At 71.2% G+C, this 16916-nt stretch carries 18 protein-coding genes; 5 read left to right on the plus strand and 13 right to left on the minus strand.

All coding sequences use genetic code 11. From position 1 onward, the window contains the following. Positions 1-82 precede the first annotated feature (82 nt). On the minus strand, positions 83-727 hold the full coding sequence (locus FLX07_RS25500) for a hypothetical protein (protein WP_142574161.1): 645 nt from the start codon (positions 725-727) through the stop codon (positions 83-85). A gap of 175 nt (positions 728-902) precedes the next feature. Here FLX07_RS25500 and FLX07_RS25505 point away from each other — a divergent pair, with 175 nt between their 5' ends. Next, on the plus strand, positions 903-1487 hold the full coding sequence (locus FLX07_RS25505; RefSeq protein WP_142574163.1) for a DJ-1/PfpI family protein: 585 nt from the start codon (positions 903-905) through the stop codon (positions 1485-1487). Between the two features lie 39 nt (positions 1488-1526). On the opposite strand, the gene FLX07_RS25510 is transcribed toward FLX07_RS25505, so the two are convergent. The 6 genes from FLX07_RS25510 to FLX07_RS25535 are packed head-to-tail and all read right to left on the minus strand — an operon-like array spanning position 1527 to position 7784. After that, positions 1527-2528, minus strand: coding sequence for a M24 family metallopeptidase (locus tag FLX07_RS25510; RefSeq protein ID WP_223853824.1), 1002 nt, complete (start codon positions 2526-2528; stop codon positions 1527-1529). Then, positions 2525-3472, minus strand: coding sequence for an ABC transporter ATP-binding protein (locus FLX07_RS25515; RefSeq protein ID WP_142574165.1), 948 nt, complete (start codon positions 3470-3472; stop codon positions 2525-2527). Before FLX07_RS25515 ends, FLX07_RS25510 begins: the two co-directional genes overlap by 4 nt. Continuing rightward, positions 3469-4272 carry an ABC transporter ATP-binding protein gene (locus FLX07_RS25520; protein WP_142574168.1) on the minus strand — a complete coding sequence of 268 codons (804 nt, stop codon included), beginning with the start codon at positions 4270-4272 and terminating at the stop codon, positions 3469-3471. The genes FLX07_RS25515 and FLX07_RS25520 overlap by 4 nt, the downstream gene beginning before the upstream one ends. Beyond that, positions 4269-5144 (minus strand): ABC transporter permease, encoded by an 876-nt coding sequence (locus FLX07_RS25525; protein ID WP_229689600.1) that lies wholly within the window; start codon positions 5142-5144, stop codon positions 4269-4271. Before FLX07_RS25525 ends, FLX07_RS25520 begins: the two co-directional genes overlap by 4 nt. Then, positions 5141-6166: an ABC transporter permease gene (locus FLX07_RS25530; RefSeq protein WP_229689599.1), complete on the minus strand. Its 1026-nt coding sequence runs from the start codon at positions 6164-6166 to the stop codon at positions 5141-5143. The genes FLX07_RS25525 and FLX07_RS25530 overlap by 4 nt, the downstream gene beginning before the upstream one ends. Positions 6167-6188: 22 nt before the next feature. Beyond that, complete coding sequence (locus tag FLX07_RS25535; RefSeq protein WP_142574172.1) at positions 6189-7784, minus strand: ABC transporter substrate-binding protein; 1596 nt, start codon at positions 7782-7784, stop codon at positions 6189-6191. A gap of 130 nt (positions 7785-7914) precedes the next feature. Here FLX07_RS25535 and FLX07_RS25540 point away from each other — a divergent pair, with 130 nt between their 5' ends. Beyond that, positions 7915-8604 (plus strand): Lrp/AsnC family transcriptional regulator, encoded by a 690-nt coding sequence (locus tag FLX07_RS25540; protein WP_229689598.1) that lies wholly within the window; start codon positions 7915-7917, stop codon positions 8602-8604. Positions 8605-8614: 10 nt separating this feature from the next. On the opposite strand, the gene FLX07_RS25545 is transcribed toward FLX07_RS25540, so the two are convergent. Beyond that, positions 8615-8965: an avidin-fold protein gene (locus FLX07_RS25545; protein WP_142574174.1), complete on the minus strand. Its 351-nt coding sequence runs from the start codon at positions 8963-8965 to the stop codon at positions 8615-8617. Between the two features lie 127 nt (positions 8966-9092). Further along, entirely contained in the window at positions 9093-10121 is a 1029-nt protein-coding gene (locus tag FLX07_RS25550) for an ROK family protein (RefSeq protein ID WP_142574176.1), read from the minus strand. A gap of 462 nt (positions 10122-10583) precedes the next feature. Here FLX07_RS25550 and FLX07_RS25555 point away from each other — a divergent pair, with 462 nt between their 5' ends. Together FLX07_RS25555 and FLX07_RS25560 are read left to right on the plus strand one after the other, a co-directional pair. Beyond that, the gene (locus FLX07_RS25555) at positions 10584-11915 is read left to right on the plus strand and encodes a cellulose-binding domain-containing protein (RefSeq protein ID WP_142574178.1); all 1332 of its coding nucleotides are present in this window, start codon (positions 10584-10586) and stop codon (positions 11913-11915) included. Between the two features lie 126 nt (positions 11916-12041). Further along, positions 12042-12623, plus strand: coding sequence for a hemerythrin domain-containing protein (locus FLX07_RS25560; protein ID WP_142574180.1), 582 nt, complete (start codon positions 12042-12044; stop codon positions 12621-12623). A 66-nt stretch (positions 12624-12689) separates the two neighbouring features. Here FLX07_RS25560 and FLX07_RS25565 read toward each other — a convergent pair whose 3' ends face one another. The 3 genes from FLX07_RS25565 to FLX07_RS25575 all read right to left on the minus strand — a co-directional run bounded on the left by FLX07_RS25565 (position 12690) and on the right by FLX07_RS25575 (position 15141). Beyond that, positions 12690-13889 (minus strand): hypothetical protein, encoded by a 1200-nt coding sequence (locus tag FLX07_RS25565; protein WP_142574182.1) that lies wholly within the window; start codon positions 13887-13889, stop codon positions 12690-12692. 111 nt (positions 13890-14000) lie between these two features. Further along, a complete protein-coding gene (locus FLX07_RS25570; protein WP_142574183.1) occupies positions 14001-14675 on the minus strand; it encodes a DUF6766 family protein in 675 nt (224 codons plus the stop codon). A gap of 94 nt (positions 14676-14769) precedes the next feature. Then, positions 14770-15141 (minus strand): hypothetical protein, encoded by a 372-nt coding sequence (locus FLX07_RS25575; RefSeq protein WP_142574185.1) that lies wholly within the window; start codon positions 15139-15141, stop codon positions 14770-14772. 142 nt (positions 15142-15283) lie between these two features. On the opposite strand from FLX07_RS25575, the gene FLX07_RS25580 reads away from it, so the two are divergent. Continuing rightward, entirely contained in the window at positions 15284-15682 is a 399-nt protein-coding gene (locus FLX07_RS25580; RefSeq protein WP_167748384.1) for an STAS domain-containing protein, read from the plus strand. 85 nt (positions 15683-15767) lie between these two features. Here the strand turns inward: FLX07_RS25580 and FLX07_RS25585 are convergent, their stop codons facing one another. After that, positions 15768-16889: an MBL fold metallo-hydrolase gene (locus FLX07_RS25585; RefSeq protein WP_223853825.1), complete on the minus strand. Its 1122-nt coding sequence runs from the start codon at positions 16887-16889 to the stop codon at positions 15768-15770. Between the last annotated feature and the right edge of the window lie 27 nt (positions 16890-16916).

Consider the following 16916-nt stretch of genomic DNA (forward strand, 5'->3'; position numbering starts at 1 on the left):
GCGGGATTCCGCCGATCATGCTCTGATCAAGCGCCGATCGCGCGGTGCCGCCGGTTCGCGGACCCGCGCGAGGCGTCCCGCGTTACTTGGCGCCGGCCCTCGTGCGCCGGGCGGTGGTGCCGGTGGGGGTGGCGGTCTTCGCCTCCCCCTTGGCGGTGCCGGCTCTCCTCCCGGCCGCCCGCGCTGTCGCCGGCTCCTGCATGGCTCCGGCTCCGGTGTCGGCCGTCCCCGGCGTGCGCGTCCCGCGGGTCTCCTTCTGCGGGCCGCCGAGCGGGGACCAGCGCTGCTCGCGGCCCCTGGTGCGCTGGGCGATCATCGTTCCCGCGCCGATCGCCGCCGCCACCGGCCACTCCAGAATGCCGAGAGCGGCGAGGGCGCCGAGACCGCCGTAGTACATGATCCGCTCGGGCGGCGGAAGGAACGTGCGGGCGACGTCCACGGCGTGCCCGACGTCCCGGCCGCTGATGTGCGGCATGCCGACATGCGGCAGGTGCATTTCGGGCGCCCGCAGTTGAACTCTCAGGAACGGCAGGTTCAGGTTCAGCTCGGGCCGGTGCTCCTCCTTCATCTCCATGCCCGCGCCGGTGGGCGGAGTGGGCGTGGGCGTGGGTGGCCGGGTACGGGTCGTCCGGCCCCGGGCGGTCGTCGTGCCGGTCGTGGCCGTGCCGGTGGTCGTACCAGTGGCCGTGCCGGCGGTCGTGCCCGGCGTCGCCTCGGTCGTGGTCATGGATCCTCCCCCGATGATGTGTCCCCGATGCGGATCTCTACCCCGCGAGAGCTTCGGGAAAATGACCTTTCCATCCTCTATCGAGCCTCCTGTGGTTGCTGGTGCTGATAGCGACTATTTGCCCATTTTTGCCGGTGCTTTCGTCTCCGTGCGCCCCTGCGCGAGGATGACGGGCATGACACGGGTAGGGATCTTGCTGTTCGATCAGGTGGAGGAGCTGGACGCGGTGGGCCCCTGGGAGGTCTTCGGCGTGTGGGCGAAACTGCACCCGGACGAGGCGGAGGTCGTCGCGTTCGCGCCGCGGGCGGGAGCCGTACGGGCCGCCAAGGGGCTGACGCTCCATGCCGACAGGTCGATGGCCGACGTCGGCCACCTGGACGTCTTCCTGCATCCGGGCGGCGCCGGGACCCGCCCCCAGCTCAAGGACCCGGACCACCTCGCCCGGGTGCGGGACCTGCGCGAACGCGTGCCCCTGATGACCAGCGTCTGCACCGGGTCGCTCGTCTTCGCCGCGGCCGGGCTGCTGACGGGCCGCCCGGCGACCACGCATTGGGGCGCCCTCGACCTGCTCGCCGAGCTGGACCCGACCGTCGACGTCCGGCGCGAGGAGCGCTTCGTCGACGACGGCGACGTCGTCACCTCGTCCGGGGTGTCGGCGGGCATCGACATGGCGCTCCACCTGGTGGCACGGCTCGCTGGAGTCGAGCGGGCCCGCGAGGTGCGCCGGCACATGCAGTACGACCCGGAGCCGCCCGTGTGAGCCGGGCAGACACGATGATCACACGCAGGAAGGTCGTGACTAACACTCGAGAACGTGCAGTGCGCGGGAGCCGGTGCTGAGCAGTTCCGGCCCCTCCTCGCCGCACACGACCACGTCGGCCACCCGGGCGCCGAAGAGGTCGGGCAGGTAGATGGCGGGCTCCAGGCAGACGGTCATCCCGGCCTCGAACCTCTCCCCGGCCGCCAGCCAGGGCCCCTCCACCGGGCTCAGTCCGATGCCCCGGCCGGTTCGGGCGGCGGCGTAGTCACCGTAGCCGCTGCCGTCGATGACCTCGCGGGCGATCGTCGCGACCTCGGCGCAGTCCACTCCGGGGCGTACGCGGTCGACGGCGGCCCGCTGCGCGGCGAGGACGACCGAGTACATGGCGTCGAAGTCCTCCGGCGGCTCGGCGACCGCGAAGACCCGGGCGACCTCGGCGCAGTAGCCGTTCCAGCGCCCGGCGACCGAGACGAGCAGCGCGTCGCCCGGGTTGATCACCCGCTCGCACGGCCGGTGCCGCGCGTCGGCGGAGTGCTCGCCCGCGGCGACGAGCACGAAGGCGGCTCCTTCGCAGCCCGTCTCGGCGAGCATCGCCCGCAGTCTGCGGGCCATCGCCAGCTCCGTGGCGCCGAACCACGCCAGCTCGCGGGCGGCGAGCAGCACGGCGTCGGCCGCCTCGGCGGCGTGCCGCATCGCGGCTACCTCGTCGGACCGCTTGCGCAGGCGGAGCGGGGCCAGCACGGCCGAGGCCAGCACGAGCTCCGCGTCCAGGCGCAGCGCGAACAGCTCGGCGGCGTGCATCTGCGGGTCCACCGCCACGCGGCGGGCCGTGGGCGGCACGAGGGCCGCCGCCTGCGCGGGGTCGCCGGCCGGGGTGGGCGGCCCGTCGAGCGCCACCACGAGGTAGCTCTCGCCGTCCGCGCCCGGCAGCGGGGCCGCTCGCAGGTACCGGAAGTCCGGGGAGGGCCGCAGCACGAGGGCGTCGATGCCCGCCCCGGCCATCCCGGCGCGTACGTCCTCCAGCATGAGGGGGTCGATCATGACGGGGAGGACGGCTCCGGCTCGTGCAGCCAGCAGGCCACCGGCCCGAAGCCCGGTTCCTTCTCCCGGCACACGTCCATGACGAGCGGGCAGCGGGGGTGGAACCGGCAGCCCGACGGGGGATCGGCGGGGTCGGGCACGTCCCCGGGCAGCTCGGCGGGCAGCACCCCCGCGCCGTCGGGGGAGGGGATCGCGGCGAGCAGCGCCCGCGTGTACGGGTGCCCGGGGTCGGCCCACACCTCCGCGGTGGGCCCGGTCTCCACGACCTTGCCGAGGTACATGACCGCGATCCGGTCGGCGATCAGCCGCACGACGGACAGGTCGTGGCTGATGAACAGCAGGCCGGCGCCGGACTCCACGGCGAGGTCGCGCATCAGCCGGGCCACCTGCGCCTGGGCGGAGGCGTCCAGAGCGGAGATGGGCTCGTCGCCGATCAGCAGTGACGGCCGGGCGGCGAGCGCCCGCGCGATGGCGACGCGCTGCCGTTGCCCTCCGGAGAACTCGTGCGGGTATCGGCCGGCGAACGCGCGCGGCAGCCCGACCCGTTCGAGCAGGTCGGCGGGGCTGGCCGCGGTGTCGCCCGCCGCGCGCAGCCCGTCGGCGATCTGCGCGCCCACGCGGCGGCGCGGGTTCAGCGAGGAGTACGGATCCTGGAACACCATCTGCACGCCGGTCAGGGCGGGGTCCCTGCGGCGCAGCCCGAGAGGCGTCACCGGATGGCCGCCGACGAGGATCCGGCCGGAGGCCGCGCCGTGCAGCCCGCACACCGCCCGGGCCAGGGTGGACTTGCCGCATCCCGACTCGCCGACCAGGCCGACGACCTCGCCGGCCGCGACGTGCAGGCTGGCCCCGGCCACGGCCCGCACGACCGGGCGGCCCGGCGTGCGGTGCTCCACGACCAGGTCCTCCACGGACAACAGGGGCCCTGTCAGAGGCATGGTCATGGCGAGTTCTCCCCAGGAGGCACGGGCAGGGCGTCGAGCAGCGAGCGGGTGTAGGGGTGGCGCGGCTCGCGCAGCACCTGGCCGCGCGGGCCGGTCTCCACGACCAGCCCGTCCTTCATCACGCTCACCTCGTCGGCGACCGCCGACATCACGCCGAGGTCGTGGGTGACGAGGAGGACGGCGAGGCCGAGGTCGTCGCACAGGCCGCGCAGCAGGCGGAGGATCCCGGCCTGCACGGTCACGTCGAGCGCGGTCGTCGGCTCGTCGGCGATGAGCACCTCGGGCTCGCAGGCCAGCGCGACGGCGATGGCGATCCGCTGCCGCATGCCGCCCGAGAACTGGTGCGGGTAGCGCCTCAGCGCCTCCTCGGGGCCCGGGATGCGCACCTTGGCCAGCAGCCCGGCGGCCCGCTCGCGCGCTTCCTTCCTGCCGACGCCCAGGTGGTGGCGCATGTGCTCGGTGAGCTGCCGTTCCACCGTCAGCATCGGGTGCAGGCTGGTGGCCGGATCCTGGAACACCATGGCGATCTTGGCGCCGCGCACCTCGTTGAGCTCGCGGACGGGCATCTCCAGCAGGTCACGACCGCCGAAGGCGATCCGTCCCGACGCGCGGGAGCCGTGCGGGAGCAGGCCGAGCACGGCCAGACCGGTCATGGTCTTTCCCGAGCCGCTCTCGCCGGCGAGGCCGTGCACGCGCCCCGCCTCAATGGCCAGGTCGACACCGTGCAGGACGTCGTGGCCGCCGATCGACACCCGCAGCCCCTCGATCGACAACGCCGCCGGTCGTGATTCGGTCCTCACAGCGCACGCTCCTTGATCGCCCCGGCGGTACGCGGGTCGAGCGCGTCGCGCAGCGTGTCGCCGAGGAAGTTGAACGCGAGGACGACCGTCAGGATCGCGAGCCCGGGGAACGTCGCGACCCACCAGCTGTCGAAGACGTCCACTCCGGCGGCGACCATCGCGCCCCACTCGGGCGACGGCGGTTTGGCGCCGAGCCCGAGGAACGACAGGCCCGACAGCAGCAGCAGCGCGGTCCCGATGTCGAGGGTGGCGAGCACCAGGATGGGCCCGGTGACGTTCGGCAGCACGTCCACCCGCAGCGACCGCCAGGCGGAGAAGCCCAGCAGCCGGCCGCTCAGCACGAACTCCCGTTCCCGTACGCCGAGCACGAGGCCGCGGGTCACCCGGGCGTACGCCGGCCAGGCGACGACGAGCACGGCGAGCACCGCGTTGCCGAGGCTCGCGCCGAGGGCGGCGGCGACGACCATCGCGAGGATGACGGTGGGGAAGGCGAACACGAGGTCGGCCAGACGCATGATCGTCTCGCCCACCCACCGGCCGAAATACCCGGCGCAGGCGCCGAGCAGGCCGCCGACCACCACCGACAGCGCCACGAGCAGCAGCGTGAGCGGGATGGACACCCGCGCGCCGTACATGATCCGGCTGAGGATGTCGCGGCCGAGCTGGTCGGTGCCGAGCCAGTGGCCCGGGCCGGGCGGCGCGAGCCGGGGCAGCTCCTGCGCCAGCGGGTCGTGCGGCGCGAGCAGCGGCGCGGCCAGCGCGACCACGATCCAGGCCAGCGCGACGACGGTGCCGACGACCGCCAGCGGCCGCCGCCACGCCTGCGGGAGCCGGCGTACGCGGCCGCGCCCGAACAGGCGGGCGCGCTTCACGAGACCCTCACCCTCGGGTCGATGACGCCGTACAGGACGTCGACGACCAGGTTGATGACGAGGTAGACCACGCCCACCACGAGACCGACGCCCATGACGGCGGGCAGGTCGAGGGTGGTGGCGCTCTTGTAGGCGTACTGGCCGACGCCCGGCCAGGCGAATACCGCCTCCACCAGCACGGTGCCGGACAGCAGGCTGCCGAACGCCAGGCCGGCGACGGTGATGACGGGCACCAGCGCCGGGCGCAGGACATACCGGAACAGCACCACGCGGCCGGGCAGGCCCTTGGCCCGGGCGGCGCGCACGTAGTCCTGCCCGAGCACCTCCAGCACCGCCGAGCGGGTGAACCGCGTCAGCAGGCCGATCGTGTAGAGGGCCAGCACGAGCGCCGGCGCGGCCAGGTGGCCGACGGCCGAGGAGAGCACGTCCCAGCGTCCCGACAGCAGGGCGTCGACCGTGTAGAGGCCCGTGACCTGCGGCGGCGGGGTCATGCCGGGATCGATGCGGCCGCTGCCCGGGGTGATCTGCAGCCGGAAGAAGAACACGTAGAACGCCACCAGCGCGAGCCAGAAGGTCGGCACCGAGATGCCGACGAGGCTCAGCACCCGCAGCACGTGGTCGGAGAGCCGGTCCCGGCGCAGCGCCGCGACCACCCCGAATCCGACGCCGAGGACCAGCGAGACGAGGATGGCGGCCCCGGCCAGCTCCAGAGTGGCCGGCACGGACTCGGCGAGGTCGTCCAGCACCGGGCGGTGGCTCTGCTGGCTCGTCCCGAGATCGCCGTGCAGCAGCCCTTCGAGGTGCATCAGGTACTGCTGCGGCAGCGGCCGGTCGAGGCCGTGGTCGGCGCGCCACTGGGCCACGATCGCCGGGTCGCCGACCGCCCGCTGGCCGAGGTTGGCCGCCACCGGGTCACCCGGCACCAGGTTGGTCAGCACGAACGTGATCAGCGTGATCCCGACCGTCAGCAGCAGCGCCGTGACGATCCGCCGCACCAGGAACCGGGCGAGCGGGCTGCGCACCGCCCGGTTCCCCGTACGGCGTCTACTTGGCGCCGAGGCCGGCGACATCGATCGTCCACACGGGGTGGTACTCCACGCCGGTGACGGACGCCGCCGTCACGATGTTCTGGCCCGGCTGGATCAGCGGCATGAACGGACCGGTCGCGTTGAGCTTCTGCTGGAAGTCGGTGTACGCCTGCTTGCGGTCGTCGTCGGTCACCGTGGCGCCGGCCTTGTCGGCCGCGGCCTCGACGTCCTTGTCCGCGCCCGCCTTCCATCCGGACCGCAGGCCGACCAGCTTGCCCGGGGCGAACGACAGGTAGTTGCTGGGGTCGGGGAAGTCGGGGCCCCAGTACCACAGGCCCAGCTCCTCCTTGCCGTTGCGGTAGTTGTCCAGCGCGGTGGTGACCGGAGCGGGGGTCAGTTCGACCGTGATGCCGACCTCCTTGAGGTTGGCCTGGATGCGCTCGGCCAGCGGCTGGAAGGACAGGCCGTTCACGGTCAGCTCGCTGGGGAACTCCAGCTTGACCGTGGGGTCGCTCACGCCGCTTTCCGCCAGCGCCGCCTTGGCGCCCTCGACGTCACGCTTGGCCGCCTGGTCCGGCGGGAGCGCGCCGAGGAACATCGACGGGATGATGCCCGACGCCTGCGTCGAGCCCTCGCCGGCCAGCTCCAGCAGGCCCGGGTAGTCGATGCCCTTGCGCACGGCCTCGACGAACTTGGGGTTGGAGGTGACCTTGCTGACGCCCGAGTCCTGGTTGGCCAGCAGGAAGAACACGTACGCCGAGGCGGTCCGCTTGACCTGCAGGCCACCGGAGATGCCGGCCACCTGGTCGCCGGACAGGTTCAGCGCCACCTGGCTGTCGCCACGCTGCACGTTGAGCTTCTGCGTGGCCGACTCGACGTTGCGAATGACCACCTTGTCGTAGTACGGCTTCTTCGCGCCCCAGTACTGCGCGTTCGCCTTCAGAACGACCTGGCTGCTGACGTTGAAGGACTCGATCGTGTACGGCCCGGAGCCCGCCGAGGCGGAGTTCAGGTACTGCTCGGCCTTGTCGTTCGGGTCGTTCGTCGCGCCGTTCTCCTTGGCGACCTTCGAGTTGAGGATGCCCAGGGCCGGGTTCGGCAGGATGTACGGCAGCGCCGGGTTCGGGGTCTTCGACGTCAGCGTGATGGTCGATTCGTCGGTCTTGGCGATCTCCACGCCGTCGAGCAGGAACGACGGCGTGCCCTTCATGTCGCGCACGCGGGTGAGGGAGAACACGACGTCGTCGGCCGTCACCGGTGAGCCGTCGGCGAACGTGGCGCCCTGCCGCAGCTTGAGCGTGAGCTTCTTGCCGTCGGACGACAGTTCGTACGACTCGGCGAGCGACGGCACCGGCTTGGTGACGTCGGAGCCCTCGAACGTGAGAAGGGTGTCGTAGGTCGCCTTGTCGACGATCAGGCCGGTCGGCTCGTAGGTCCGCCCCGGATCCGCCGTCTTCAGATCGAACGAGGTGTCGATCACGAGCGTCTTGCCCGCGGCGCCGCTCGGGGTGCTGCTGGACGAGCCGCCGCCGGAGCAGGCCGCGAGGGCGAGGGCGCCGGTGAGCACAACCGGGAGCAGGCCGGCCCTCACCGGCCACGAACGGGTCGTCATTATGTGTCCTCCGAAAGCAGGCCAACTCCTGGCCGTATGGACGTTTGGTCGCCGATCGTCCAGGATTGTCCGGCAGAAAGTCCAGCTCGTGCGGCCAAGCCGAGACGAATCTCTCATGGGGGAATAAGCAGTGACCGAAACGTCAAGCAACTCGGGGTCCGGGGGCGGCGCCACTGGACGGATCGGCATCGGCCTGGAGATGGACGCCACCCATCTGAAGATCCTTGAGGTGCTCAGGGACAACGGGCGCGTGTCGGTGTCCGCCCTCGCCGAGCGGGTGGGGATCTCCCGGGCCAACGCCTACACGCGCTTCGAGGCGCTGCGCGCCGACGGCGTGATCAGGCGCTTCACCGCCGAGATCGACCACCAGCGGACCGGCCTCGGCATCGTCGCCCTGATCTTCGTGACCGTGCGCCAGCAGATGTGGCGGCAGTTCCGCGCCCAGCTCGCGCAGATGCCGGAGGTGGAGTACTGCGCCATCACCACCGGGCAGCACGATGCCATGATCCAGGTGAGGATGGCCGACGTGGCCGAGGTGCACGCGATGGTGACCGAACGCCTGGCCAACATCCCGGCCGTCAAGGCCACCGAGACCGTCTTCATCCTCGACGAGGTGCTCAGGCGGCCGTACGTGCTGCCGAGCGACCGGGACCGGGGCCGCGGCGCCCCGCGGCGTCCCGCCTCCTCGTCGGGGGCGTCCGCGTCCGTGTCTGCGTCCTCGTCCACGCCGGAGCCAGAGCAGGGGCAGGGGCTGCCGCTCGGCAAGATGCGTTTCGTCGGCGCGGCCGAGGGCCGCGCCGCGCTGCGCGATGCGACCTAGAAGGCACCGCTCAGGAGGGCACTTCGGCGCAGACGCTGATGTGGGTGGCGTCGTCGCCCTCGAACTGGAACTCCTCCACCAGGCGCAGCCGGCCGTCCTCGGCCGTCTCGATGCGGCTGGTGCTGCGGCCGCTCGCGCGCTCGCCGGTCTTCAGCAGGTGGACGTAGGACAGCTCGATGCGGTCGGCGTCCCGGGTGCCGACGAACCGCCCGTGGATGACGGTGTCGCCCGTGTAGTGCCCCCAGATGACGCCGCCCGACTCCTCGTACGCGAACTCGGTAGGAGCGTCGGCGTCCACCGCGCTGGCGGTGGAGCTGATCATGACGAAGCGGCGGCCGTTGAGCAGGTCTGTGTCGTTCACGAGTCCGCATCGTGCCGAACCGAACGAGATTCGCAACCCGCTCTGGACGTTCCGCTCACCGGACCCCGGCCGGGCGTGTGATCCGTCCAGATCACCCGCCGTGGCCGGGCCCGATCCTGAACAGGTGTCAGCGGCCGACGATCTCGGTGAGGGCCGCGAGCGCCGCCCCGCGGGCGCCCGCCATGTCGAGGTCCTCGACCAGCGTCACCGTGGCCACCCGCCGCTGCTCCTCGCGCAGCAGGGTGTGCTCGCGGACCTTCTCCAGGAACCACTCGCGGAAGTGCGGGGCCGCCTCGACCACCCCGCCGCCCAGGAAATACGCGTCCGGGTCGCTGAAGTTGGCCGCGATGGTGAACAGCCTGCCGATGGCCATGGCCTGCTGCTCGAAGACCTTGAGCGCGAGCGGGTCGCCGTTCTCGCCGTAGCCGCGCAGCAGCTTGGCGGCCTTCCCGACCTGCTCGACCCCGTGGAGCTCGTGGCCGGGAAAGCGGGTCAGCCAGTAGGGCAGCAGGTTCTTCTCGATGCCGGTCAGCGAGGCGACGCTCTCGGCGTCACCGAGGAAGCCGCAGTTGCACTCGGGCAGCGGCTGGCCGTCCTCCAGCAGGCCCTGCAGGGGGATGTGGACGTGCCCGAGCTCGCCGGCCATCCCGGCGGCGCCCTTCACCACGTGCCCCGACTGGATGACGCCGCCGCCGAGGCCGGTGCCGACGATCGCCGAGACGGACGAGTGCTGCCAGGCGTCCGGCCCGAAGCGTACGTGGTGGGAGTAGAGCGCCGCGGCGTTGCCGTCGTTGTTGTAGACGACCGGCAGCCCCAGCCGGGACTCCAGGGCGCCGCGGAAATCGAAGCCGAACCAGCCGGGATCGACGAAGTTGGTCGCGCCCTTCGAGGAGATCACACCGTCGGCGCTGGCCGGGCCGGGGGTGTCCAGGCCCACCGCGCGTACGGTGGATCGCGGTGTGCCGGTCAGCTCCAGCACGTTGTCGAGGGCGAGCAGAAGCTGCTCGACCGCGACCTCGGGACCTTCCCGTACGAGGCTGGGGGTCTCGACCAGCCGGTCCACGAGGAATCGCCCTGAGGCGTCGAGAACGGTCGCGTTGTTGCTTGTGCCGCCGTTGTCGAGCCCGACGACGACCCAGGACCCTGCATCTGCCATTGGGGGTTTGTCCTTTGCGTTCGCGCGTGTCAGTGCGAAGACTACGAGAGCCGGGCGCTTGGGGGCACCGGCCGGGACTTCACGGGCAGGGCGCGTGCCGTGCCCGGGGGCGTAGGCGCCCTGGCGTGAGGGCACGCCCGGCCGCCCACGGTGAAAGATTCAGTTCGCCCCGTCGCCCGCGCCCGGCCGTCCGCGGCCCATGTGGTGCCCGTGAGCTGCGCGGGCGTCGTCACCGCTCGGGCGGCGCCGGCCCGGGAGCGACGGCGTCCGTTGACCGGTTCCGCGACCCGGAGAAAACATCTGCGTCCGGGGGCCGCAGCGTCGCGACCCATCTGTCCCAGTGGCCGCGGCCCCGAGCGGGAGCGCCTGACCTCGCCTGTCCGTGATCGTTTCGGGAGGAGGGCGGGACGCGCGAGCCGGGTGGCGTGCCGAACGAGCAGATGCGCAGAAATCGAGGTACGCATGAAGCAGTTCCGTCCCGTCCGAGGGCAGCGCCTCGCCGCCCGCGGTTTTCCGCGCTCTCCGGTGGCGCGCCTGGTCGCGGCCCTGGCCGCGCTGGTCGCCGGCCTCGTGGTCGTGCTGGTGCCCGGCCCCGCAAGCGCGGCTCCCGTCTGCAAGGTGGACTACACGATCAACCAGTGGCCGGGCGGCTTCACCGCTTCGGTGCGGCTCACCAACCTCGGCTCGGCGGTCAGCGCATGGACGCTGCGCTGGACGGCGGACAACGGCCAGCAGATCACCAACGCCTGGAGCGCCCAGGTCAGCCAGTCGGGCACGAGCGTGACCGCGACCAACGTCAGCTGGAACGGCTCGCTGGCCACGGGCGGCGCCGCCGACTTCGGGTTCCAGGGCACCTGGTCGGGCAGCCTCACGACGCCGTCGGACTGGTCGCTGAACGGCGTGCCGTGCGGCGGCACCTCCTCCCCCTCGCCCTCGCCGTCTCCGTCTCCGTCCCCCTCGCCGTCCCCGTCTCGTTCACCGTCCCCGTCTCCCTCGCCGACCGTGGACCACTCGCCGTCCCCGTCCCCGTCCCCGTCTCCGTCCCCCTCGCCGTCTCCGTCCCCGTCTCCCTCGCCCAGTCCTTCGGTGACGCCCTCGCCCTCCGGCTGCTCCGGGAGCGGCCTGGTCGTCTGCTCCGGCTTCGAGGACCAGTCGGGTACGCCTTCGGGTGAGTGGCAGGTGACCACCCCGAACTGCTCGGGCACCGGCACCGCCACGATCGACACCGCCACCGTGCACAGCGGCGGCAGGTCGCTGCGGATCAACGGCGGCGGCAACTACTGCAACCACATCTTCGCCGCGAGCACCAAGAACGTGTCCGGCGTCTCGCCCGTGGTCTACGGACGCATGTGGATGCGGCACACGACCGCGCTCCCGACGGGCCACGTCGCGATGATCACGATGTCGGACTCCAGGGACGGCGGCAAGGACCTGCGCATCGGCGGCCAGAACGGCGCGCTGCAGTGGAACCGGGAGTCCGACGACGCCACGCTGCCCGAGCAGAGCCCCTCCGGCGTCGCGCTGAGCACCCCGCTCCCCGTCAACCGCTGGGTCTGCGTGCGCTTCCAGATCGACACCACGCAGCAGGCCATGCGTACGTACCTGGACGACCAGGAGGTCGCCGGCCTGCGGGTGGACGGCACGCCGACCACCGACGTGGACTCCCAGTGGCTGCGCCGCTCCACCGCGCCGCGGCCCACGACGTTCCGCCTCGGCTGGGAGAGCTACGGCAGCGACTCGGACACCATCTGGTACGACGACGTGGCACTGGGGTCGAGCCCGATCGGCTGCTGATCAGCGCGCCCCAGGGGTAAGTAGCCGGGTGTCCGCCAAGTGCGGTCAGGCTCGACCGAGGTCCCGTTTCGTCCGGCGCCCGGCCTCCTAGAGGAGGCCGGGCGCCGTATCCGAGGGGAGAGGGACATGACCGACGTGCAGCACCCGGTGCCCGAACTGATGAAGGAAGGCGACGTCGTCGACCTGCTCATCCACCAGCACTCGCTGATCAGGGACATGTTCGACGAGGTGGAGCACGCCGCGCCGGGCACGCGCCACGAGCCGTTCCGGCAGCTGGTGCGCATGCTGGCCGTCCACGAGACGGCCGAGGAGGAGATCGTCCACCCCTACACCCGGCTGCGGGTGGACGGGGGAGCGGGCGTGGTGGCCGACCGGCTCAAGGAGGAGCGCGAGGCCAAGAAGATGCTCCGCACGCTGAACGCGATGGGCCCGGAACACCCCGGCTTCATGGCCGAACTGGACAAGCTGCGGATGGCCGTGCTCACGCACGCGCGGGCCGAGGAACGCTACGAGTTCACCAGGCTCCGGGCCGAGACGACGGCGGCCGAGCGGCGGGCGATGGCGCTCGGCGTCCGGGCCGCCCTGGCGATGGCCCCGACCCGTCCGCACCCCGGAGTGGAGTCGATGACGAGGAACCTGCTGCTGGGCCCGCCCGCGGCGATCATGGATCGGGCGCGCGACCTGATCCGGCAGACGCTGCGCAGGTAGAAGTCTGATCCCCGGCCCGGGTCCGCACGCGTACGCGCGCGGAGCCGGGCCGGGGCCCGGCCGTCCTCAGTGCGTGCGCAGGCTGTAGAGGGGGTGGGTGCCCTCGGTCTCCAGACGGTACTCCTCGCCCGACTTGGCGCGGTTCTCGGCGATGACGCGCTCGCTGGGCGGTTCCTCCCCGCCCATGAGCTGCTCCTGCCAGCGCTGGAACCGCTCGTGGGCCTCCTGGACATATCCGGTGCCCAGGGTCGTGTAGTCGATCTGCGTGGCGAGCAGCTCGCGCAGATACTCCTTGTTCGGCTCGAACGTCACCGGCTTGGGCAACTCCCGGGGCACCGACTGCTCCGGGTCGCGCCCGTCGTGCTGGCGGAACATGTCCGCGGCGATCCGCAGGTGCTCCAGCTCCATGTTCAGATGCAGCTCCCAGATCGCCCTGATCCTCGGGTCGGACTCGGTCTCCATGAACGAGTGGTACAGGTAGCACTCGTTGTACTCGTGGTTCAGCCACTGCTCCCACCACGACTCGCCCGGATCGAGCAGCGACTCGTAGTGCGTGACGTGCTCTTCCTCGATGAGCCCGATCTCCTGGTAGAGCTGCCGCGCGATCGGCTCCATGTACATCGGGCCGACGTTCATGTAGAAGTTCATCGTCTGCTGCTCGGCGGACATGACGGTCAACGCGTGCAGCTTGGAGATCGCCTGCGCGGTCTCCCGGTCGTAGTGCTCCCGGACGTTGTCGACCGGGTGGCGGTGGTGCATCTTCGTCGGCCGGCCCGGCATCACCTCGGTCAGCTGGTCGACGATCTTCTCGGCCTTGCGGTGTTCGATCATCTCGTACAGGTTGGCGTACCGGTACAGGTGGTCGAAGTCCTCCAGCACGCCGAACTGATAAGCCTGCTTGAGATAGGGATCGGGCTCCATCCGGGCCACCCAGGCGGTCAGGTCCACCGCAACCTGCTCGTAGGCGAGGGTCGTCTCCAGCACCGAGGCCAGCCCCGGCAGCAGCCAGTTGACCGCCTTCTGCTGCTGGGCCTCGATGTAGCGCACCTCCGCCAGGCGCTGCCGCACCTCCAGGTCGGGGCAGCGCCTGGCGAAATGATGGCTGAACATGATCGATTCGATCTCGATGCCGTTCATCGTGATGATCCGGCAGCGGGTGTAGGGATCGGCGCGGTCGGGATCGATCGGTGCGACATTCAGCTCGCGCCAGTTGCGTAGCTGCCGGTCCAGCGGGATCCCCCGCTCCTGCAGCGGATTGAACGTCATCTCGGTGCTCCTCCCCACGATTGGCGCAGGGCGTACCCAAAGCACGGAATGCGACAAACGTGGACAGTCGGAGGCTTTGACCGGGATTGTCATCCGGTGGCGTGGGGGTCTTCAGCCGCTGGACGCGGTCTCGGAGTGCGGGTCGCCGACCTTCTTCGACTGCGGCGAGCCCCGCTCGCGCAGGAAGATCGCCAGCAGGACCATGGAGGCGACCGCCAGGAACTCCGACTGCCAGTTCTGCAGGGTGCGGTTCCAGAAGTCGGGGGAGGTCACGTAGCCGCCCCAGCCGACCGGGTCCTCCAACTGGGCGAGCTGCTCGGTGTTGTACGCGGCGAGGCCGGCGACCGACTGGGCCAGCCAGGACAGCAGGAAGAGCAGGCCCATCGCGATGCCCAGGGAGTGGCTGAAGACCGTCCTCCGCCAGCCGCCCGCCACGGCCCAGGCGGGGGAGCCGGGGACGGCGTGCGGGCCGACCTTCTGCTCGGCGTCGGACTCCAGGCCCTCCTCATGTCTGTCCTTCGACTCCGGCGAGCCGCGCTGGATCAGCCAGACGGTGATGAGGATGTAGAGGAAGAACTGCAGGTACTCCGACTGCCAGTTCTCGGCGACGTCGACGGCGAAGCTCGACGAGGTGACGTATTCGGCCCACGTGACGGGAGAGCCGCCGTCGGTCACCTGCTCCTTGTTGAAGGCGGCCGCGCCCGCGACCGACTGCCCGGCCAGGCTGGCCAAGAACAGCAGCAGGAAGCACAACGCGAGCGCGTTGTCCCTGACCAGACGCTTCACCGCCGCTACCTCCCCGCCAGGCCGACGACGATCACGTACGCGAGGACCAGCGCGATCGTGATCAGCAGCACCGCGTAGAGCGTGCGCGCACCGTTCACGTCTTCACCTCGCATTCGTACGGCTGCTCCGCGCGGGGCTCGCAGCCCGCAGCCCGCACTCGCCAGCCGTCGGGGAACCGGTGCAGGAAGAGCGTGTCGCCGTCCACTCGCACGCGCGCCTCGTCGCCCCAGACGTCGACACCGCGCACCGCACCGGCCCGCAGCCCGACCGACACGATCTGTTTCTCGCAGTCGTCCAGCGATCGTGCGGCCTCCGGGGCCAGAAGAAGGCACGCCTGCCCTCCCCGGCCCTCTCCGGCCGCGGACAGGAACCGCTCCGCCGTCGAGGTGACAGGGGTGCGCTCAGCCGAGGCGCACCCCATGGTGACCAGCGCGAGGCAGGCGACCGCCGTCGCTCGTATGCCCATGGACCGTGACTACCCGGGCGGCGCAAGTGAAACCTGAGCAGAGTTTTCGTTGACGTTGTGGGATTGATCGCCCGCTATGCGTAATATGGGCGAAGCCGGAAGCGGTCCGGATAGGGTCGTCTCTCCAGCGGAGGTGGACCCCTTGCACGACTTCGAAGTGTCGGTGGCGCAGTCGCCTCCCTTCACTCTCGTCACTCTCAGTGGCGAACTCGATGTGATCACGGTTCCCGAGCTGCGTGAGAGGGTGGCCCCTCTCCTGGCCCGTCCCGCGACGCGCATCCTGTTCGACGTGGAGAAGCTGCGGTTCATCGACAGCGCCGGCATGAGGGTGCTCATCGACGCCTGTGTCCGCACGCCGCCGAAGGACGGCGACGGCGCCCTCTGCGGGATGAGCCCGCAGATGCGTCACCTGTTCTCGCTGCTCGGCCTGACGTCGCGGTTCACCGTGTATCCCACGCGCGCCGACGCGTTCAGCCATCCGGTGGCCGTGCCCTCCGACACGGCCCACACCGACACGGCGCACACGGACACGGCGGTATGACGCGGCCCACGCTGGCACGGCGGTATGACGCGGCCCACGCTGGCACGGCCCGGATGAACTGACCGGCCGGCGCGGAACCGGCTCCTCACAGGATCGTCTGCCACCAGCCGTCCACCGGCGGCGGGTCGTCGACCGTGACGCGCTCGCCCGGCCGCGGCACCACGAGACGCACGTCGCGCGCCTTGGCCTCCCGCCACAGGTTGTCGATCGGGTCGTTCCAGGCGTGCGGGGCCAGCGAGAACGTGCCCCAGTGCACCGGCAGCAGCACCCCGGCCCGTACGTCGAGGTGAGTGAGGATCGCCTCCTCGGGCGTCATGTGGATGTCCGGCCAGCCCTTGCTGTAGGCGCCGATCTGGACCACCGACAGATCGAACGGCCCGTACGTCTCGCCGATCGCGGCGTATCCGTCGAAATAGCCGGAGTCGCCGGTGTAGAAGACCCGCCGACGCTCGCCCGCGATCACCCACGAGGCCCAGAGGGTCTGGTCCCGGCGCAGTCCACGGCCGGAGAAGTGACGGCCGGGAGTGGCCACGAACCGGAGGCCGGACACCGTGGCCTCCTCGTTCCAGTCGAGTTCGATGATCCGGGACGTGGGCACCCGCCACCGTTCGAGATGGGCGCCGACTCCGAGCGGCACCAGGAACGGCGCGGACTGCGTGCGGGCCAGCACGCGCACCGTGTCCATGTCGAGGTGGTCGTAGTGGTCGTGTGAGATGACGATCGCGTCGAGCTCGGGCAACTGGTACAGCGGCACCGGCGGAGGGTGCAGACGGCGCGGCCCGGTGAACGACGCCGGGGAGCAACGCTCACTCCACACCGGATCGAGCAGCACCCGCCGCCCCTCGATCTCGATCAGCGCCGAGGAGTGGCCGTACCAGACGGCGTCGAGGTCGCCACCCTGGGACGGGCCGGGAGCCATCAGGGGAACGGGCAGGCGGGGTTTGCGCTGCGTCCGTCGGAGGAACTCGCGGGCGACCTGCTGCCTGGTCCCCGGCGGGAGGACGGGACTGGGCGTCGTGTTGCGGAACGCGCCGTCACGGAACTGTTTCGAGCGCCGCACCCGGCTGGCCCGCTCTCCCGACGGCCGCGCTCCCAGCGCGGCGGGAACGTTCCGCACTGCCCACACCGCCGCCGCCAGGGCTGCCGCCCCCGCCACGAGCCCCACGCGACGGCCCAGGTCGCCACTTTTCAAACCACCGGTCTTCAACGGCAATCTCCTTGCTGGGTTCTGCCG

This window comes from Microbispora bryophytorum (assembly GCF_006874465.1).
GTDB lineage: Bacteria > Actinomycetota > Actinomycetes > Streptosporangiales > Streptosporangiaceae > Microbispora > Microbispora bryophytorum.

What these genes read in the sequence shown, in the direction of transcription:
- FLX07_RS25565 (WP_142574182.1), bottom strand. Translation starts at nt 13,889, where the DNA reads ATGACGTTCAATCCGCTGCAGGAGCGGGGGATCCCGCTGGACCGGCAG.
- FLX07_RS25500 (WP_142574161.1), bottom strand. Translation starts at nt 727, where the DNA reads ATGACCACGACCGAGGCGACGCCGGGCACGACCGCCGGCACGGCCACT.
- FLX07_RS25555 (WP_142574178.1), top strand. Translation starts at nt 10,584, where the DNA reads ATGAAGCAGTTCCGTCCCGTCCGAGGGCAGCGCCTCGCCGCCCGCGGT.
- FLX07_RS25515 (WP_142574165.1), bottom strand. Translation starts at nt 3,472, where the DNA reads ATGACCATGCCTCTGACAGGGCCCCTGTTGTCCGTGGAGGACCTGGTC.
- FLX07_RS25560 (WP_142574180.1), top strand. Translation starts at nt 12,042, where the DNA reads ATGACCGACGTGCAGCACCCGGTGCCCGAACTGATGAAGGAAGGCGAC.
- FLX07_RS25505 (WP_142574163.1), top strand. Translation starts at nt 903, where the DNA reads ATGACACGGGTAGGGATCTTGCTGTTCGATCAGGTGGAGGAGCTGGAC.
- FLX07_RS25575 (WP_142574185.1), bottom strand. Translation starts at nt 15,141, where the DNA reads ATGGGCATACGAGCGACGGCGGTCGCCTGCCTCGCGCTGGTCACCATG.
- FLX07_RS25550 (WP_142574176.1), bottom strand. Translation starts at nt 10,121, where the DNA reads ATGGCAGATGCAGGGTCCTGGGTCGTCGTCGGGCTCGACAACGGCGGC.
- FLX07_RS25535 (WP_142574172.1), bottom strand. Translation starts at nt 7,784, where the DNA reads ATGACGACCCGTTCGTGGCCGGTGAGGGCCGGCCTGCTCCCGGTTGTG.
- FLX07_RS25510 (WP_223853824.1), bottom strand. Translation starts at nt 2,528, where the DNA reads ATGATCGACCCCCTCATGCTGGAGGACGTACGCGCCGGGATGGCCGGG.